The organism is Bradyrhizobium sp. SZCCHNRI2009, assembly GCF_032485115.1.
Taxonomy (GTDB): Bacteria; Pseudomonadota; Alphaproteobacteria; order Rhizobiales; family Xanthobacteraceae; genus Bradyrhizobium.
This window is the reverse complement of record NZ_JAUEUH010000008.1, coordinates 93,923-111,372: the sequence shown is the minus strand read 5'-3', so window position 1 is coordinate 111,372 and position 17,450 is coordinate 93,923. Positions and strand designations below refer to the sequence as shown.

At 65.6% G+C, this 17,450-nt stretch carries 15 protein-coding genes; 2 read left to right on the top strand and 13 right to left on the bottom strand.

Annotated features, from left to right (window positions below):
• From QX041_RS26095 to QX041_RS26075, 5 genes are read right to left on the bottom strand one after another with little or no spacing between them, the layout of a single operon-like run.
• Entirely contained in the window at positions 1-243 is a 243-nt protein-coding gene (locus QX041_RS26095) for a formate dehydrogenase subunit delta (RefSeq protein ID WP_315716156.1), read from the bottom strand.
• The gene (gene fdhD / locus QX041_RS26090) at positions 233-1,081 is read right to left on the bottom strand and encodes a formate dehydrogenase accessory sulfurtransferase FdhD (protein WP_315768114.1); all 849 of its coding nucleotides are present in this window, start codon (positions 1,079-1,081) and stop codon (positions 233-235) included. The genes QX041_RS26095 and fdhD overlap by 11 nt, the downstream gene beginning before the upstream one ends.
• A 1-nt stretch (position 1,082) precedes the next feature.
• A complete protein-coding gene (fdhF, locus tag QX041_RS26085; protein WP_315768112.1) occupies positions 1,083-3,962 on the bottom strand; it encodes a formate dehydrogenase subunit alpha in 2,880 nt (959 codons plus the stop codon).
• A gap of 25 nt (positions 3,963-3,987) precedes the next feature.
• Positions 3,988-5,544 carry an NADH-quinone oxidoreductase subunit NuoF gene (locus QX041_RS26080; RefSeq protein ID WP_315753040.1) on the bottom strand — a complete coding sequence of 519 codons (1,557 nt, stop codon included), beginning with the start codon at positions 5,542-5,544 and terminating at the stop codon, positions 3,988-3,990.
• Positions 5,541-6,017 carry a formate dehydrogenase subunit gamma gene (locus QX041_RS26075; RefSeq protein WP_315753146.1) on the bottom strand — a complete coding sequence of 159 codons (477 nt, stop codon included), beginning with the start codon at positions 6,015-6,017 and terminating at the stop codon, positions 5,541-5,543. Before QX041_RS26075 ends, QX041_RS26080 begins: the two co-directional genes overlap by 4 nt.
• A gap of 261 nt (positions 6,018-6,278) precedes the next feature.
• Between QX041_RS26075 and QX041_RS26070 the strand changes: the two genes are divergently transcribed.
• Positions 6,279-7,172, top strand: a complete 894-nt coding sequence (locus QX041_RS26070) for a LysR family transcriptional regulator (protein WP_315716160.1) — start codon at positions 6,279-6,281, stop codon at positions 7,170-7,172.
• 206 nt (positions 7,173-7,378) lie between these two features.
• Here QX041_RS26070 and QX041_RS26065 read toward each other — a convergent pair whose 3' ends face one another.
• From QX041_RS26065 to QX041_RS26050, 4 genes are all read right to left on the bottom strand, one after another.
• Positions 7,379-7,720: an antibiotic biosynthesis monooxygenase gene (locus QX041_RS26065; RefSeq protein WP_315828279.1), complete on the bottom strand. Its 342-nt coding sequence runs from the start codon at positions 7,718-7,720 to the stop codon at positions 7,379-7,381.
• Positions 7,721-7,834: 114 nt separating this feature from the next.
• Positions 7,835-8,347 carry an isoprenylcysteine carboxyl methyltransferase family protein gene (locus QX041_RS26060; protein WP_315828280.1) on the bottom strand — a complete coding sequence of 171 codons (513 nt, stop codon included), beginning with the start codon at positions 8,345-8,347 and terminating at the stop codon, positions 7,835-7,837.
• Positions 8,348-8,655: 308 nt separating this feature from the next.
• Positions 8,656-10,980, bottom strand: a complete 2,325-nt coding sequence (locus QX041_RS26055; RefSeq protein WP_315753037.1) for a PAS domain-containing sensor histidine kinase — start codon at positions 10,978-10,980, stop codon at positions 8,656-8,658.
• 207 nt (positions 10,981-11,187) lie between these two features.
• Entirely contained in the window at positions 11,188-12,501 is a 1,314-nt protein-coding gene (locus QX041_RS26050) for a cation diffusion facilitator family transporter (protein ID WP_315753035.1), read from the bottom strand.
• Between QX041_RS26050 and QX041_RS26045 the strand changes: the two genes are divergently transcribed.
• Positions 12,482-12,610, top strand: a complete 129-nt coding sequence (locus QX041_RS26045) for a hypothetical protein (RefSeq protein WP_315716165.1) — start codon at positions 12,482-12,484, stop codon at positions 12,608-12,610. The genes QX041_RS26050 and QX041_RS26045 overlap by 20 nt on opposite strands.
• A gap of 74 nt (positions 12,611-12,684) precedes the next feature.
• On the opposite strand, the gene QX041_RS26040 is transcribed toward QX041_RS26045, so the two are convergent.
• The 4 genes from QX041_RS26040 to oxlT (QX041_RS26025) all read right to left on the bottom strand — a co-directional run bounded on the left by QX041_RS26040 (position 12,685) and on the right by oxlT (QX041_RS26025) (position 17,287).
• Positions 12,685-13,653, bottom strand: coding sequence for a zinc-binding dehydrogenase (locus QX041_RS26040; RefSeq protein ID WP_315828281.1), 969 nt, complete (start codon positions 13,651-13,653; stop codon positions 12,685-12,687).
• A gap of 137 nt (positions 13,654-13,790) precedes the next feature.
• Positions 13,791-14,210, bottom strand: coding sequence for a CBS domain-containing protein (locus tag QX041_RS26035; protein WP_015665845.1), 420 nt, complete (start codon positions 14,208-14,210; stop codon positions 13,791-13,793).
• A 227-nt stretch (positions 14,211-14,437) separates the two neighbouring features.
• On the bottom strand, positions 14,438-15,757 hold the full coding sequence (oxlT, locus tag QX041_RS26030) for an oxalate/formate MFS antiporter (RefSeq protein ID WP_315716168.1): 1,320 nt from the start codon (positions 15,755-15,757) through the stop codon (positions 14,438-14,440).
• Between the two features lie 243 nt (positions 15,758-16,000).
• On the bottom strand, positions 16,001-17,287 hold the full coding sequence (gene oxlT, locus QX041_RS26025) for an oxalate/formate MFS antiporter (RefSeq protein WP_315716169.1): 1,287 nt from the start codon (positions 17,285-17,287) through the stop codon (positions 16,001-16,003).
• Between the last annotated feature and the right edge of the window lie 163 nt (positions 17,288-17,450).

Below are 17,450 nucleotides of genomic sequence, written 5' to 3'. Positions count from 1 at the left end.
CTATGCCTTTTCCTTGGCGACCGCGGCATCTTTCAGCCGGCCGATCGCTTCCTTCACCGCCGGGTCGAGGCCCGCGCCGCCGGCGTCGTGGTGCGCATAGATCGTCTTGAGCATGCGCGGATCCCAGAACTTCTTGATGTGCTCGGCGACGCCGGCGACCTCCTTCTCCTGCCCCTGGCTCTGGAAGAACTTGCCGATCTGGTTGGCCATGTAGACGAGGCGCTCGGAGGGGTTATGCGACATGGGTGTTGTCCGTCTGTGTTGATCGCGCGCCGGTCTCGGCGCTCGCGACGATCCGTTCGGGATGGGTGAAGATTTCGAAGCCGTCGTTGCGGGCCACCGCAATCAGCGTGATGCCGGCGGCCTCGGCCATGCGAATGGCGAGCGCGGTCGGGGCGGAGACCGCGACCATGATGGGTGCGCCCATGGCAGCAGCCTTCTGCACCAGTTCGACCGAGACGCGGCTCGTCAGGATCACGATGCCCTCGCTCGCCGCACAGCGCGTTTGCGCGAGGTGGCCAGCGAGCTTGTCGAGCGCGTTGTGGCGGCCGACATCCTCGCGCAAGCCGACGATGCCGCGCGCGGGAGTCCAGAACGCCGCGGCATGCACCGCGCGGGTCTCGTGATTGAGCTTCTGCAGCGGCTCGATGGCCTCAAGCGCCGCCATGACGTCGCGCGGAGCGAAACGCCGGCCGTCCGGGACATGCGCCGCCGGCCGCACCGCTTCGCTGATCGAATCGATGCCGCACAGGCCGCAGCCGGTGGGGCCGGCGATGTTGCGGCGGCGCTCGGCCAAGCGTTCGGCCTGCGCGTCGGGCAGCCACATCCTGAGCTCGATGCCGTCATCCAGCTCGACGACGTCGAGCGAGATGATGTCGTCGCGGCTCGTGACGAGACCTTCGTTCAGGCTGAAGCCGATGGCGAAGTCGCGGAGGTCTTGCGGCGTCGCCATCATGACGGCCTGGGTGCCGCCATTGTAGGTCAGTGCGACCGCGGTCTCCTCCGGCACGCGGCGGTGGCCCTCGGTGAGGGCTCCGTCGCGCCAGACCAGACGATCCGCGATGCGCACTGCATCGGTCATGCTACTCCGCTGCCTCCACGACCGGGGCGATGCGGCGCGAGTTGCGGGCCTGCTCGTCATAGGCTTTCTGCCAGTCCGACGGTCCGTTGGACTGCGACACCTGCACTGCCGTGACCTTGTACTCCGGACAGTTGGTGGCCCAGTCCGAATAGTCCGTGGTGATGACGTTGGCCTGGGTCAGCGGATGGTGGAAGGTGGTGTAGACCACGCCGGGGGCGACGCGCTCGGAGATCAGCGCGTGCAGCGTGGTCTCGCCGGCGCGGCTGGTCAGCCGCACCCAGTCGCCGTCGCGGATGCCGCGCTGCTCGGCATCGTGCGGATGGATCTCCAGCACGTCCTCGCCATGCCACACCACGTTCTCGGTGCGCCGCGTCTGGGCGCCGACATTGTACTGCGACAGGATGCGCCCCGTGGTGAGCAGGAGCGGGAAGCGCGGGCCGGTGCGCTCGTCGGTCGCGACATACTCCGTGACCACGAACTTGCCCTTGCCGCGGACGAAGCCGTCGACATGCATGATCGGCGAACCCTCGGGATTCTTCTCGTTGCAGGGCCACTGCACCGATCCCATCTCCTCGAGCTTCTGATAGGAGACGCCGGCGAAGGTCGGCGTCAGCGCCGCGATCTCGTCCATGATCTCGGACGGGTGATTGTACTTCATCTCGAAGCCCATCGCCTTGGCGAGACCGATCGTCACCTCCCAGTCGGCCATGCCGTTGAGCGGGGTCATCACCTTGCGCACCCGCTGGATGCGGCGCTCGGCGTTGGTGAAGGTGCCGTCCTTCTCGAGGAAGGTCGAGCCCGGCAGGAACACGTGGGCGTAGTTGGCGGTCTCGTTCAGGAACAGGTCCTGCACGATGACGCATTCCATCGACGATAGCGCCTGCACCACATGCGTGGTGTTGGGATCCGACTGCAGGATGTCCTCGCCCTGCACGTAGAGGCCCATGAAGGTGCCTTCGATCGCGGAGTCGAACATGTTCGGGATGCGCAGGCCCGGCTCAGGGTTGAGCTTGACGTTCCACATCGCCTCGAACTGGTCGCGCACCGCGTCGCCCGAGATGTGGCGGTAGCCCGGCAGCTCGTGCGGGAACGAGCCCATGTCGCACGAGCCCTGCACGTTGTTCTGGCCGCGCAGCGGGTTCACGCCGACGCCGCGGCGGCCGATATTGCCGGTCGCCATCGCGAGGTTGGCGATCGCGATCACCGTGGTCGAGCCCTGGCTGTGCTCGGTCACGCCGAGGCCGTAGTAGATCGCGCCGTTGCCGCCCTTGGCGTAGAGCCGGGCCGCGCCGCGGATCGCTTCCGGGTCCACGCCGGAAATGCTGGCGATCGCCTCGGGGCTGTTCTTCTCCAGCGCGACGAACTCGGCCCAGTCCTGGAACTCGCTCCAGTCGCAGCGCTCGCGCACGAAGGTCTCGTTGACGAGGCCTTCGGTGACGATCACATGGGCCAGCGCAGTCAGGATCGCGACATTGGTGCCGGGCAGCAGCGGCAGATGATAGTCGGCCTTGACGTGCGCCGACTTCACGAGGTCGATCTTGCGCGGATCGACGACGATCAGCTTGGCGCCCTGGCGCAGCCGCTTCTTCATGCGCGAGCCGAACACCGGATGCGCATCGGTCGGGTTGGCGCCGATCACCATGATGACGTCGCTGTCCTCGACCGAGTCGAAGTCCTGCGTGCCGGCGGAGGTGCCGAAGGTGGTGGCAAGGCCGTAGCCGGTCGGCGAGTGGCAGACGCGGGCGCAGGTGTCGACATTGTTGTTGCCGAAGCCGGCGCGGATCAGCTTCTGCACCAGATAGGTTTCTTCGTTGGTGCAGCGGGACGAGGTGATGCCGCCGATCGAGTCGCGGCCGTATTTGGCCTGGATGCCGCGCAGCTTGTCGGCGGCGAACTTGAAGGCCTCGTCATAGGAGACCTCGCGCCAGGGCTGGTCGATGGTCTCGCGGATCATCGGCTTGAGGATGCGTTCCTTGTGGGTCGCATAGCCATAGGCGAAGCGGCCCTTGACGCAGGAATGGCCGCGATTGGCCTTGCCATCCTTGTACGGCACCATGCGCACGACTTCCTCGCCGCGCATCTCCGCCTTGAAGGCGCAGCCGACGCCGCAATAGGCGCAGGTGGTGACCGCCGAATGCTCCGGCTGGCCGATCTCGATCACGCTCTTCTCGGTCAGGGTCGCAGTCGGGCAGGCCTGTACGCAAGCGCCGCACGACACGCATTCCGAACCGAGGAAGCTCTCGCTCATGCCCGGCGACACCCGGCTGTCGAAGCCGCGGCCGGAGATGGTCAGCGCGAACGTGCCTTGCACTTCCTCGCAGGCGCGGACGCAGCGCGAGCAGACGATGCACTTGGAGGGATCGTAGGTGAAATAGGGGTTCGACTCGTCCTTGGGCAGCCAGGCCGGATTGGCTTCGCCGCAGGCGTCGGCGAACACGTGGTTGTCGCCCTGATAGCCGTAGCGCACGTCGCGCAGGCCGACGGCGCCGGCCATGTCCTGCAGCTCGCAATCGCCATTGGCAGCGCAGGTCAGACAGTCGAGCGGATGGTCGGAGATGTAGAGCTCCATCACGCCCTTGCGCAGCTTCTTCAGCCGCTCGGTCTGGGTGTGAACGACGAGGCCCGCGGCCACCGGCGTGGTGCAGGAGGCCGGGGTGCCGGCGCGGCCTTCGACCTCGACGAGGCAGAGGCGACACGAGCCGAACGCGTCGACCATGTCGGTCGCGCACAGCTTCGGGATCTGCGTTCCGGCCTCCATGGCCGCGCGCATGATCGAGGTGCCCTCGGGAACGGTGATGCTCTGGCCGTCGATGGTGAGCGTGACCATCTTTTCGGACTTGGAGAGCGGTGTGCCGTAATCGGTTTCGTGGATGAGCGACATGGTCGGTGTCCTTGTTCCCGATATCTTATTCCGCAGCCTGCAAGCGCGGCTGCTGGGGGCCGAAATCTTCGCGGAAGTGCTTCAGCGCCGAGAGCACAGGGTAGGGCGTGAAGCCGCCGAGTGCACAGAGCGATCCGAGCTTCATAGTGCCGCAGAGGTCTTCGACCAGGGCGATGTTCTCGGCGACGCGCTCGCCGCGGCGGATCTTGTCGATGGTCTCGGCGCCGCGCGTCGAGCCGATACGGCACGGCGTGCACTTGCCGCAGGATTCGATGGCGCAGAACTCCATCGCGAAGCGGGCCTGCTTCGACATGTCGACGCTGTCGTCGAACACGACGATGCCGCCATGGCCGATCAGGCCGTCCTTGGCGGCGAACGCCTCGTAGTCGAACGGCGTGTCGAACAGGGCGCGGGGGAAGTAGGCGCCGAGCGGGCCTCCGACCTGCACCGCACGGACCGGGCGGCCGGTGAAGGTGCCGCCGCCGATGTCGTCGACCAGCTCGCCCAGCGTGATGCCGAACGCGGTCTCGAACAGGCCGCCGAACTTGACGTTGCCGGCGATCTGGATCGGCATCGTGCCGCGCGAGCGGCCCATGCCGAAATCGGCATAGGCCTTGGCGCCCTCGTCGAGGATGAAGGGGATGGCGGCGAACGACAACAGGTTGTTGACGACGGTCGGCTTGCCGAACAGGCCATGATGGGCGGGCAGCGGCGGCTTGGCGCGGACGATGCCGCGCTTGCCCTCGAGGCTCTCCATCAGCGCGGTCTCTTCGCCGCAGACATAGGCGCCGGCGCCGGTGCGCACCTCCAGCTCGAAATTGTAGTTCGAGCCCGCGACGTTGCTGCCGAGCAGGCCGGCCTTCCTGGCGATGTCGATCGCCTTGGTCATGGTCGCGATCGCGTGCGGATATTCCGAGCGCGTGTAGATGTAGCCCTTGGTGGCGCCCACCGCGATGCCGCAGATGGTCATGCCTTCGATCAGGACGAAGGGATCGCCTTCCATCAGCATGCGGTCGGCGAAGGTGCCGCTGTCGCCCTCGTCGGCGTTGCAGATGACGTATTTGCGGTCGGCCGCGGTCTGCGCCACCGTCTTCCATTTGATGCCGGTCGGGAAGCCTGCGCCGCCGCGGCCGCGCAGGCCCGAGGTCGTGACCTCGGAGATCACAGCATCGGGCGTCAGCGTCAGAGCGCGGGTCAGGCCCTTGTAGCCGCCATGGGCGCGGTAGTCGTCGAGCGACAGCGGATCGATGATGCCGCAGCGGGCGAAGGTGAGGCGGGTCTGCCGCTTCAGCCACGGGATCTCCTCGGTCAGGCCGAGCGAGAGCTTGTGCGGCTTGTCGGCGACGATCGCATCGAGCAGGGACGGCACGTCGTCTGCCGTCACCGGTCCGAAGCCGAACCGGCCCTGCGCCGTCTCCAGTTCGACCAGCGGCTCGAGCCAGTACAACCCACGCGAGCCGTTGCGTACGACTTCAATATCGACCTTCCGCTCCAGCGCCGCCTTGTGCAGCGCGTGGGCAACCTCATCGGCGCCGACGGCGAGGGCGCCGGCATCACACGGGACAAAAAGACGCACGCTCATCGCTGGGCCTCCGAGACGAGAGCATCGATCCGGGCTTCGTCGAGCCGGCCGACCAGGCGGCCATCGAGCATGGCCGACGGCGCGGTTGCGCACAGGCCGAGACAGTAGATCGGCTCGAGCGTGACGCGCTCATCGGCCGTGGTGTTGCCGATGGAGATGCCGAGCTTCGCTTCGGCGCGCGCCGCGAGCGCATCGCCGCCGGCGGCCTGGCAGGCCTCGGCGCGGCACAGCTTCAGCACGTGACGACCGGCCTTCTTGGCCCGGAAATCATGGTAGAACGTGAACACGCCGTAAACCTCGGCGCGCGAGAGGTTCAGAGCGGATGCGATCATCGGAATGGCATCCTCCGGCACATGGCCGAACGTCTCCTGCAACGCATGGAGGATGGGCAAGGTTGCTCCCTCCATCCCGCTATGTTGGGCGATGATTTCGGCGCCGCGCGCCGCGTCCCACGTCTCGTACACCGGCGTCATCCTGATCCCGATTCTGCGTTGCAAGCGTTTCGCACATCCAAATTGGAATTGCTCAAGATATCAATAAAGCAGTCCCGTGCTGCGATAGCGAAACGCAATCGAGAGATAGCTAGAAGTTGACGAAAAACAGGCCTTCGCGCGACCGGCTTGCGGCCGCGTTTTACCGTGTCCGGGCCCGCCGCGCCGTGATAGGTTTCTCCGTGGCCCGCACCGCCGAAAACGTGCGGAACTGGGCCCTTCAACCGCTGGAAGGCCGACCTCTTGATTGACAAGCTCGAACTGCTGCTGGCGCTGGCCAAGGAGCGTCATTTCGGCCGCGCGGCCGAGGCCTGCGGCGTGACCCAGCCGACGATGTCGACCAGCATCAAGCAGCTCGAGGAGATCCTCGGCGTTATGCTGGTGCAGCGCGGTTCCAGGTTCCAGGGCTTTACGCCGGAGGGTGAGCGCACGCTCGACTGGGCGCGCCGGATCGTCGGCGACTTCCGTGCGATGCGCCAGGAGATCAACGGCCTCAAGGACAAGCTATCGGGCGAGATCCGGATCGCGGCGGTGCCGACGGTGCTCGGCATGGTGGCGTCGCTGACGACGCCGTTCCGCGCCAAGCATCCGGAGGTCCGGTTCCGCATCATGTCGTGCACGTCGGCCGACGTGCTGGGGCTGCTGGAGAACCTGGAGGTCGATGCCGGGCTGACCTACATCGAGAACGAGCCGATCGGCCGCGTCCGCACCATCCCGCTCTACAACGAGAGCTACCGGCTGCTGACCGCGCCCGACGCGATGTTCGGCGATCGCGATCAGGTCACCTGGCAGGAGGTCGGGCAGGTGCCGCTGTGCCTCCTGACCCCGGACATGCAGAACCGCCGCATCATCGACCGCGCTCTGAAGGCCGCCGGCAACGAGGTGACGCCGACGCTGACGTCGAACTCGCTGCTGGTGCTGTACACCCATGTCAAGACCGGCCGCTGGGCCAGCGTGATGCCGGCCAAGCTCGCCGAAACGCTCGGCCTCGCCGACAAGGTGCGCTCGATCCCGATCGTCGATCCCGTCATCAACTACCAGATCGGCCTGGTCATCCCGCAGCGTGACCCGATGACCCCGCTGATCGCGGCGCTGGTCCAGATCGCCCGCGAGGTCGCGCCCAGCCTGCAGGCGTGAGGCGCGCGTCCGCGGAGTTGCCGCTGGCCCAGCGCCTCAGCACCGGCGGTGAACAATGGCCCAGGCTTGCTCCGCAGCGCTCGCCATGATGGCGTACACTGTCTCCTCTCGTCATTGCGAGCGCAGCGTCGCCATCCAGGTTGCTGCCGTGGCGACGGTCGGCGTCGTCACCGACCTTGCTGGCATCATCGGCAGACTTCGGGCTCTCATGCGGTCGCGGAACCCTGACCTTGCGCGTGGCGCGTGGTCTTCAGCTCATAATGCCCGGCATGGCCGTCATAGCGGCTGAGCAGCTTCCGCGCCGCGGGCGGCACCACCGCCGTGTCATGCGCCGGACCCGCAAAGCGAACCACCGCCGTCTGATCGGCGAAGGTCATGATCGTCACGAATTCGACCTCGTCTTCGAGCGGCCTGCGCAGCAGCTCGATGCTCAGAAATCCCTCGATTTCCCGATCGATGATCCCTGGAAAGATCGTTGACCGCAGCAGGTCCTCATAGGCATCGGCATCCGCCGCCCTGGTCCAGCCGTGCCAGATCCGCTTCAGCATCGCGATGCTCCCTTGGGTACGATGATGGTCACCGAACCCTTGCACGGGCGTCGAGCGTCGGACTTGGTGAAAGTTGCGGTCCGCGCGGCGAACTCGCGGAGCGGCTAGCTCCGCTCAGTACGCCGCAAATTGCTCCCGCATGATCTTCTCCTCCTGCCGGATCCGCAAGGTCAGTGGCACGGCATAGATGATCAGGCCGGCCACGAGCGTGAGATAGGCGTGCAGGGTCAGCGCGTAGCCGATCAGCTCGGGCAGGATGTTGAGGAAGTAGTTCGGGTGGCGCACGATCCGGAACAGCGGATGGGTCACCAGCGCGTGGTCGCGCGCGAGCATCAGCTTGACGGTCCAGAGGCGGCCGAGCAATTGCGACACCACAAGCAGCATCACCGCGCCGAACAGATAGATCACGAACCCGATGATGCTGACGGCGTCGAGCGGCGCATCCCGGACGAGGCCCTCGGCCGTCGCGGCGAGATAGAAAGCGACATGTGCGATGGCCAACCAGCGCGACACGGATGCGCCGTATTCGGTTGCGCCGTCGGCGCGCAGCCGTTTTTCGTTGCGGATCGAGACGCCCAGCATGGCAAAGCGATAGGCGAAGGCGGCAACGATGAAGGCAATGATCACGCGCGGTACTCCAGATCTTGGAGCAACTGCCTTAGTTGCTGACGTGCAGGTGCGTCAATACCACGTTCCGCCAATGTTGCTGACTAGGCACGAAGCGACGTCATGATGCCGTCATCCGCCTGCGTCGGCGTTGCATGTCCGAAGGGCAAGCCGATCGCATGCGTCGGGCATCATCCGTCACGCGAGAGCGCTGTCATGCCTGTGGGGCCTGATCCTGAAGTGCAATCTCTTTGAGATGTGAGTCCGATTTGATGATGTTGCCGTAGGGTGGGCAAAGTGCCCACGCTACGGCAGTACGGCCGCCGCGCTCACGCCGCGACCGAGATGCTCGCCGTGGCCTTGTACGCGTCGCGGGGCAGGGTCACGCGCACGACGGTGCCGTGCTCCAGCCGCGAGCGCAGCCGCATCGAGCCGCCGTGCAACTGGGCCAGCGAGCGGGCGATGGCGAGGCCGAGCCCGGAGCCGTGATAAGTCTTGGTCATCTGGCTCTCGACCTGCTCGAACGGTCGGCCGAGGCGCGCCAGCGAATGCGCAGGGATGCCGATGCCGGTGTCGGCGATGATGAGCACGACCTTGTCCTCGAACACGCGGCTCCGCATCGTGACACGGCCGCCCTCCGGGGTGAACTTCACCGCGTTCGACAGCAGGTTGACCATGATCTGCTTGGTGGCGCGACGGTCGGCGACGACCGGGATGCTGCCTCCGATGTCGGCGTCGAGCACGAGGCTCTTGTCCAAGGCGCGACCGGAGACGACGCGCAGCGATTCCGCCAGCGTCTTGGCGAGGTCGAGCGGCTCCATGTCGAGCTTCATGCGGCCGGCCTCGATCTTCGACATGTCGAGGATGTCGTTGATCACCTCGAGCAGATATTGACCCGAGGTCAGGATGTCGTGGCAGTACTCCTGGTACTTTTCCGAGCCGAGCGAGCCGAACATGCCGCTGCCCATGATCTCGGAGAAGCCGATGATGGCGTTGAGCGGCGTGCGCAGCTCGTGGCTCATATTGGCGAGGAATTTCGACTTGGTCTGGTTGGCTTCCTCGGCGCGGGTCTTTTCCTGCGAGTACTTCTCGGCGAGGTCGGCGAGCTCGATCGCCTGGCGTTCCAGCGCGCTCTGCGAGCGCTGCAAGTCGATGACCGTGGCGCGCAGGCGCAGGTCGTTGTCGACGAGCTTCTGCTCGTGCTCCTTGATGCGGGTGATGTCGGTGCCGACCGAGACGTAGCCGCCGTCCTTGGTGCGGCGCTCGGAGATGTGCAGCCAGCTGCCGTCGTCGAGCTGCGCCTCGAAGGTACGGCCGCCCGGCGCCTGCTGGCTGTGGTCGTGCAGCCGGGTGCGGATCTCCGGCATCTTGCCGACCTCGATGACGGTCTCATAGGAGGTGCCGGGGATCACGGCGGAGTCCGGCAGCTTGTGCAGCTTCTGGAAGTGCGAGTTGCACAGCACCAGCCGGTTGTTGGCGTCCCACAGCACGAAGGCTTCCGAGATCGTCTCGATCGCGTCGCGCAGGCGCAGGTCGGCCTCGACGGTCTTCTCGACCAGGCTCTTCTGCTCGGTGACGTCGACCGCGATGCCGATCAGGTGCAGGCCGGAATCTGAGGTGCCCTGGCTGAGCTCGCAGCGAACCCGCAGCCAGATCCAGTGGCCCTCGGTGTGGCGCATCCGGAAGCTCTGGTCGATCTGGTGGATGTCGCCGGCGACGAGCTGGTCGGCGATCTCGAACAGGTCGATGTCGTCCGAGTTCACCAGCGCGTTGACCTCGCCGAAGGTGAGGAGGTCGGTGCGGTTCTCCAGGCCGAGCATCGCGAACATCGAGTTCGACCAGAAGATGCGCCCGCGCGACAGGTCCCAGTCCCACAGCCCGCAGCGGCCGCGATTGAGCGCGGTGTCGATGCGGCCGCGCACGGCGTCGTTGATCAGGTCGCCCTCGCGGGCGCGGGTCGACTGCCAGTGGAAGGCGAAGCCCAGGATCAGCACGACGAAGCCCGTCGTCGCCGACAGGGTCACCGAGAGCGCGGCGTCCGAGCCCCAGATCGGCTCGAGCTTCTCCTGGATCACGACGACGCGGCCGGGCAGCGCCTTGATCAACTGCGACACTGCGAAGGCCGGACGGCCGTTCGGCAAGGTGATCTCGGTGACCGCGCCCTGCAGGCCGGGCGTGGCCAAGAGCTGCGCGGTCGAGATCAGATCGAGGATGCGGTCGTTCTCGCCGAGCGCGGCGTCGACCGGAACCCGGGCCAGGATGCGGTGGTCGGCGCCGGTGACGATCACGTGGCGTCCGGCCGCCGCTCCCCAGGCGGGGATCAGGTCGGGCAGCAGGCTCTGCAGATGCTCGATGTGGGCGATGCGGTCCGGGCGCGTCGCCAGATGACCGATACGGTCGGCGAGCAGGTCGGAGATCGCGGCCAGGTCGCGCTTGGTCGCGCCGCGCTTCTGACGGCTCTGGTCGAGCACCTGGACGAAGGCGCCGAGACAGATGGTGACGAGAAAGGCGATGATCAAAGTAGGGACAGCACGACGCAATACCGGCTCAGCAGTCAGCAGCCTTTGATAGGCCGGTTTCGCGATCGATTGCGCCAACCCCTTGATGGAATCAGAAGATTGGACGCACGCGTTCGCGGCATGCGCACGCGCCATGCTGTAGACCCCCGAAACTTCTTGGATACCCGAATTTCGAAAGAGCCCCAGCCGCTTCCGAATCAAGTTGATTTGAATCCAGATTTCTCGGGCTGTCGAGAGTCAACGATTTGGCAAAAGCTAATAAATCTTATCCAATGCGGAATTGCCATGGCGAAAAGCCGGCAGAGTGAGTCCGAAGCGGGAACGCAGCATGACGTTCAGGCTTCAGCCGTGCGGCGGCTCGGCGTGACTGATGACGCGCTTGACGCTCGGGAAGGCGCGACGCACCCCGCGCTCGATGTGGTCGACATTGTCGTGCACCTTCAGCACGCTCATCGACGGCGCCGCGCGGCAGTGGAAGTTGACGATCTCGCCGGCCTCGGTGTTGCGGACGCGGACATTGTGCACGTCGTACATGTCGGTCTCGGCGGCGAGACGCTGCAGGGCGGCGGCGATCTCGGCGATCCGCTGCGCCGGCGCGTCGACGCCGAATGGCAGCTCGGGTTCGAGCGGCTCGATATGGGTGTCGACCTCGACGTCGGCGCCGAATTCGTCGCGGATGCTGCGTTCCAGCTCGTGCGCGATCGCATGCGCCGCGAACAGGCTCATGTCGCCGTCGACCTCGAGGTCGATCGCGACGATCAGGCGGCCGCCGACGTCGTGGACGGTGACGTGATGGATCGCGAGGCCGGAATTGCGCGCGATCACCATGATGCGCTCGCGCACGCTCTCGTTGCTGAGCGCGACCGGCACCGTCGTGAAGGTGACGTCGGCGCCGGACAGGCTGGCATCGACCGCGGCCTGCGCATCGCGCTTGATCTCGTGCACACGGTCGATCGGGTAGGTGCGCGGCACCTGCACCGTGGCGTCGACAAAATGCGTTGCGCCGACGAGCCGGACCCGCAGCCGCTCGACATCGACGACGCCGTTGATCGAACGGATCGCGGCGCGCGCCTTTTCGGCCGCGCCCTCTGGTGCACGGTCGAGCAGTGTTTCTACGGTGGAGCGCGCCAGCCGCAGGCCGAGCACCGAGATCATCAGGGCGACCGCGACCGCGGCGGCGGAATCCCCCCACCAGAACCCGAACGCGGTGAGGACCAGGCCGCCGATGACGGCAATCGAGCCGAGCACGTCGGAGGCGAAATGCAGTGCGTCGGCGGCGAGCGCCTGGCTGTGGGTCTCGTGCGCGGCGCGGTGCAGCGCGCGGGCGCGCCAGAAGTTGACGGCGATGTCGACCAGCAGCACCACGAACGGAATCGCCGACAGCGACGGCGGCGGCGCCGCCTCGCGCAGCCGGCTGACGGATTCCACCAGCACGCCGCCGGCCAGCACGTAGAGCAGGGCGATGACGCCGAGCGCCGACAGGCTCTCCAGCTTGCCATGGCCGTAATGATGCTCGTCGTCGGCCGGCCGGTCCGATACCCGAACCACCATCCAGGTGATCACGGTGGCGACGACGTCGACGGCGCTGTGCAGGGCCTCGGAGACGAGCGCGAGGCTGCCGATCAGGACGCCGACGATGAACTTCGCCGCGGCCATGCTGGCGCTCGCCGCGATCGAGATCGCGGCGACACGGGTTTTCCCGGAATCGACATGGGAGGCGGCGTCTCTCATGGCGGCGGATGTAGCAGCCGAGGCCGCACCATGAAAGCCGGGATCGCGCGGTCCATGGGCGCGGACCGCGCGCTGTTTCGAGTGCTTCTAAATCTCAGAAGGTTGCGTTCACAAGGTCACCACGATCTTGCCGAGATGCTTGTTCGCCTCCATGTGCGCGAACGCCGCGCCAATGTCGTCGAAGGCGAAGACGCGGTCGATCGGCAGCCGCAGCGTGCGCTGCTCGACCGCACTCCAGATGTCCTTTTTCACCTCGTCGAAGATCGTACGGATCTCCTCGATCGAACGGGTGCGGAAGGTGACGCCGACGTAGGTGATGCGGCGCGCCGCGTGCAGGTCGAAGTTGAAGTCGGCATGGGTGCCGCCGAGCCGGCCGACATTGACGATGCGGCCGAGGACCTTGGTCGCGGCGAGGTTCTGATTGGCGACCTTGCCGGACACCTGGTCGATGATCAGATCGACGCCCTCGCCGTTGGTCGCCTGCAGCACCTGATCGACCCAGGCGGGATCGCTGGAGTCGATGGCGAGATCGGCGCCGAACTCGTTGAGCCGTCCGCGGCGCATCGCATCGGTCGAGGAGCCCACCACCAGCGAGGCGCCCTTGAGCTTGGCGATCTGCATCGCCATCAGGCCGACGCCGGAGCTCGCACCCTGCACCAGCACGCGCTGGCCCGGCTGCAAAGCGCCGTTGGTAACGACGGCGTTGTGCATCGTGGTCAACGCGATCGGCAGCGTGGCGGCCTCGTCGAAATTCATGTTCGACGGCGCGTGGAACAGACGGCCGTGGTCGGCGAGGGTGTATTCGGCGAACGCGGCGCTGCCCGAGCCCATCACCTTGGCGCCGATCTTCACGCCCTTGGCGTCGGGACCGAGCTCGGCGACCTCGCCGGCCCATTCCATGCCGAGCACCGTTCCGACGCCGCCGGCGGCGCCATGCACATGCCCCTTGGTCATGCCGAGATCGGCGCGATTGAGGCCGCAGGCGCGCACGCGGACCAGGACCTGCGTGCCCTTCGGCGTGGGCTTGGCGATATCGGTGATCGCGGCGCCCTGGGCGCCGTAGACATAGGCTTTCATCGCGAGGAATCCTGTCGGTCAGAATGAGCGGCGACCTTACTGTGCCGCTGTTCTCAGCGCACCGCCTAACAGGCGGCGCGCTGCTCCGACAAGACTCCCTGGGGGATGAACCGGTTCCGCTGACCGGGCTGGACGCGTCAGGCGGCGACCGGAGCTTCCGCTTCGTCGAAGGCGCTGGAGACGTCGCGCATGCTGATGACGCCGGCGAGCGCGAAGTCGACGATGACCGGGAGGTGGCGGATGTGATGCACGTTCATCAGATGCCGCACGTGCTCGAGCGTGTCCTCAGTGCTGCAGGAGATCAGCCGCTGCGGCGAGATCAACTGCGAGACCTTCATGGTGACGCCGGCGGCGCCGTGCTCGGCGATGGCGCGCACCACGTCGCGCTCGGTGAACATGCCGGCGGCGGTGTTGCCTTCCGTGCGGACGACGTCCTTCACGACGAGGGCGCTGACATTGCTGGCGCGCATCAACTGCGCCGCGACGCCGACGGTCTCATTCATTCGCACCGTGATCACGCGCGCCGTCTTGTTGCGCAGGATGTCTCCGACTTTCATGGCACCCTCCCGTTAGTTGTCTTGAACAGAAGGAAGTCTGGTATACGTTATGCCAGAAGTCAATTGGGATCTTGATGTTTTCTGGGCAGATGCCTGGAAAATAAGGTCAGCGATGCTGTCAAATGTATGCTCGGATTGGCATCTGGCATGCACGGCGCGCCAAAAGAAAAAAGAAAAGGAGGCGCATCGGGATGCGCCTCCTGCAGTCGCGGGAAGAAGCGGGTGATTTACGCCGTGGTGCGAACGTCCTGCGCCGCAGGCTGGGTGACCGCCGCCTCCTTGCCGAGGATGAAGGCGCGGCGCAGCGGCTTGATCACGAACAGCGCCATCAGCGCCGCCGTCGCGTTCAGCGCAACGCCGATCACGAACACGGCCTGCCAGCCATACTTGGCGGAGACGAGGCTCGCGAGCGGGACCAGGAGCGAGGCGGTGCCCTTCGCGGTGTAGAGCATGCCGTTGTTGGTCGCGGCATATTTGCTGCCGAACGTATCGCCCGAGGTCGCCGGGAACAGGCTGTAGATCTCGCCGAACACGCCGAAATAGACCGCGGTCGCGAGCACGAACACGATCGGGTTGTGGCCGTAATTCGCCAGCGTCAGCAGCATCAAAGCGGCGGTGCCAAAGGCGATGAACATGGTGTGCTCGCGGCCGATCGTATCCGAGATCCAGCCGAACACCGGACGGCCGAAGCCGTCGAAGATGCGGTCGAGCGAGATCGCAAACGTCAGCGCTGCCATCTGGAAGCCGGCGAGCGACACCGGCTCGTTGGCGATCTTGAAGTCGTGCGCGATCGGGGCGATCTGGGCGGCGGTCATCAGGCCGCCGGAGGCCACCATCACGAACACCAGATACATGATCCAGAAGATCGGCGTGCGCAGCACCTGCGGCGGCGTGTAGTCGATCTTGCTCTGCGGCAGGTTGAGCTGCTTCTTGCGCGCAGGCGCGGCGTGGGTCGGCGGCCGCAGGAAGATCGCGAGCACGAACACGATCAGGCCCTGGCCGATGCCGAAGGTGAAGAAGGCGCTCTGATAGCCGCTTGAGGCGATCATGCTGGCGATCGGCACGACGGTGAGCGCGGCGCCCGCGCCGAAGCCGGCCGCGGTGGCGCCGGCGGCGAGGCCGCGGCGGTCGGGAAACCATTTCAGCGCATTGCCGACGCAGGTGCCGTAGACCGCACCGGCGCCGATGCCGCCGATGACGGCGCCGGCGTAGAGCAGGGTGAGCGAGTCGGCGTAGGAGTTCAGCACCCATGCCAGCGAGATCATGACGGCACCGAACATGATGACGAGGCGCGGGCCGTATTTGTCGACGAACCAGGCCTCGACCGGCACGAGCCAGGTTTCGGTGACGACGAAGATCGTGAAGGCCAGCTGGATCGCCGTGCGACCCCAGTGAAACTTCGCGTCGATCGGATCGACGAACAGTGTCCAGCCATATTGCAGGTTGGCGATCATCGCCATGCAGATGATGCCCATCGCGAGCTGGAGCCAGCGGAAGCCGCTGGACTGTGCCTGGACAGGCGGTGTCGCCTCTGTGCTGGAAACCATGTGTCCTCCCTAACGCGCTCTCTTGGAGGATGCCGCTGCGAGCGCGCTCCTCGTCTGCGCACGAAGTCATTCTGGTATAATATATTCCAGTCTGCAATATGGCCTGCGACACAGGGTGCGACATGTTGCTTTGCAACGAGAGCGAAATCGTCCGCCAAGCAAAAGAAAACGCTCGGCAAAATGCCGAGCGTCGTCAATCTGGAAGCGTCCTTTTTTATTTTTGTTGCAGCGCGAAGGGGCGCGTCAGAGCGTCGATTTCTGCACCACGACCCTCCGCCAGGGCTTGAGCACCGCGATCGCGAGGATCGATGCCAGGATGTTGGCGCCGGCCGCGATGATGAAGACGCGGTCCCAATTGCCTGATGACTGCTGCATGTAGTTCGCGATCGGCACCAGCAGCGCTGCCGTGCCCTTGGCTGTGTACAGCAGGCCGGCATTGGTGGTGGCGAACTTGGTGCCGAACGTGTCGGTGCAGGTTGAGGGGAACAGCGAGTAGATCTCGCCCCAGGCGAAGAACACGAAGCCGGACAGGATCACGAACCACACCGGATCGTGGCCGAGCATGTACAGCGCCCAGATGCCGATGCCTTCCATGCCGAAGGCGATGAACATCGTGTTCTCGCGGCCGATCATGTCCGAGATCCAGCCGAAGAACGGACGCGTCAGGCCGTTCAGAACGCGGTCGATGGTCGCTGCGAACGTCACCGCCGTCATGGTCATGCCGATCAGCGTCACCGGAATGTTGTCGACCTTCCAGTCGCCGGCGATCGGCTTGAGGTTGGCCGTCACCATCAGGCCGCCGGCGCCGACGATCACGAACATGAAGTACATCAGCCAGAAGATCGGCTGACGGATCACTTCGGTCGGGTTGTAGTTGCGGCGGCTCTGGACGAGGTTGGTGTTCTGAGTGACCGCGGGCACCTGGCCTTCCTTGGGCGCGAACAGGAAGAAGGCGAGGATGACGATGATGATGCCCTGGCCGAGACCGAAATACAGGAAGGTGGTCTGGAAGCCGGAGTCGCGGATCATGGCCTGGATCGGCGCGACGGTGAGCGCCGAGCCGGCGCCGAAGCCGGCCGCGGTGATGCCGGCCGCGAGGCCGCGCTTGTCGGGAAACCATTTCAGCGCGTTGCCGACGCAGGTGCCGTAGACGCCGCCGGCGCCGATGCCCGCGATGATCATGCCGAGATAGTAGCCGTTGAGCGAGGTGGCGTAGGCGTTGATCATCCAGCCGATCGCGCAGAGCACGCCGCCGACGAGCACGACGATGCGCGGGCCGTATTTGTCGACGAACCAGCCCTCGACCGGCACGAGCCAGGTTTCGAACAGCACGAACAGGGTGAAGGCCCACTGGATCGACGCGCGATCCCAGCCGAAGGTCTTGGCGATATCTGGGACGAAGAAGGTCCAGCCATATTGATAGTTGGCGATCATCACCATCGCCAGGACGCCAACCGCGAGCTGCGTCCAGCGATAGGCGTCGCTTACTCTTGCAGATGCGGGCGCCCCCGCGTGAGCCAAGTCCGTCATGTTTCCTCCAGGCTGTCTATTCTTGTCCTAACAGCTATACGGAGTTTGGTATATGATATGCCAATAAACAAGCGGATTCATCGAGCCCGTGCCCGCTGCTAGGCCAGCGATCGATGAAAAAAGCCTGCAGAAGCAAGGCAAATCGTTGCAGCGACAATACGAC

What these genes read in the sequence shown, in the direction of transcription:
- QX041_RS26050 (WP_315753035.1), bottom strand. Translation starts at nt 12,501, where the DNA reads ATGGCCGCGGCGAAGTTCATCGTCGGCGTCCTGATCGGCAGCCTCGCG.
- fdhD (WP_315768114.1), bottom strand. Translation starts at nt 1,081, where the DNA reads ATGACCGATGCAGTGCGCATCGCGGATCGTCTGGTCTGGCGCGACGGA.
- QX041_RS26075 (WP_315753146.1), bottom strand. Translation starts at nt 6,017, where the DNA reads ATGACGCCGGTGTACGAGACGTGGGACGCGGCGCGCGGCGCCGAAATC.
- QX041_RS26045 (WP_315716165.1), top strand. Translation starts at nt 12,482, where the DNA reads ATGAACTTCGCCGCGGCCATGCTGGCGCTCGCCGCGATCGAGATCGCG.
- QX041_RS26065 (WP_315828279.1), bottom strand. Translation starts at nt 7,720, where the DNA reads ATGCTGAAGCGGATCTGGCACGGCTGGACCAGGGCGGCGGATGCCGAT.
- QX041_RS26040 (WP_315828281.1), bottom strand. Translation starts at nt 13,653, where the DNA reads ATGAAAGCCTATGTCTACGGCGCCCAGGGCGCCGCGATCACCGATATC.
- fdhF (WP_315768112.1), bottom strand. Translation starts at nt 3,962, where the DNA reads ATGTCGCTCATCCACGAAACCGATTACGGCACACCGCTCTCCAAGTCC.
- QX041_RS26095 (WP_315716156.1), bottom strand. Translation starts at nt 243, where the DNA reads ATGTCGCATAACCCCTCCGAGCGCCTCGTCTACATGGCCAACCAGATC.
- QX041_RS26080 (WP_315753040.1), bottom strand. Translation starts at nt 5,544, where the DNA reads ATGAGCGTGCGTCTTTTTGTCCCGTGTGATGCCGGCGCCCTCGCCGTC.
- oxlT (WP_315716168.1), bottom strand. Translation starts at nt 15,757, where the DNA reads ATGGTTTCCAGCACAGAGGCGACACCGCCTGTCCAGGCACAGTCCAGC.
- QX041_RS26055 (WP_315753037.1), bottom strand. Translation starts at nt 10,980, where the DNA reads ATGGCGCGTGCGCATGCCGCGAACGCGTGCGTCCAATCTTCTGATTCC.
- oxlT (WP_315716169.1), bottom strand. Translation starts at nt 17,287, where the DNA reads ATGACGGACTTGGCTCACGCGGGGGCGCCCGCATCTGCAAGAGTAAGC.
- QX041_RS26035 (WP_015665845.1), bottom strand. Translation starts at nt 14,210, where the DNA reads ATGAAAGTCGGAGACATCCTGCGCAACAAGACGGCGCGCGTGATCACG.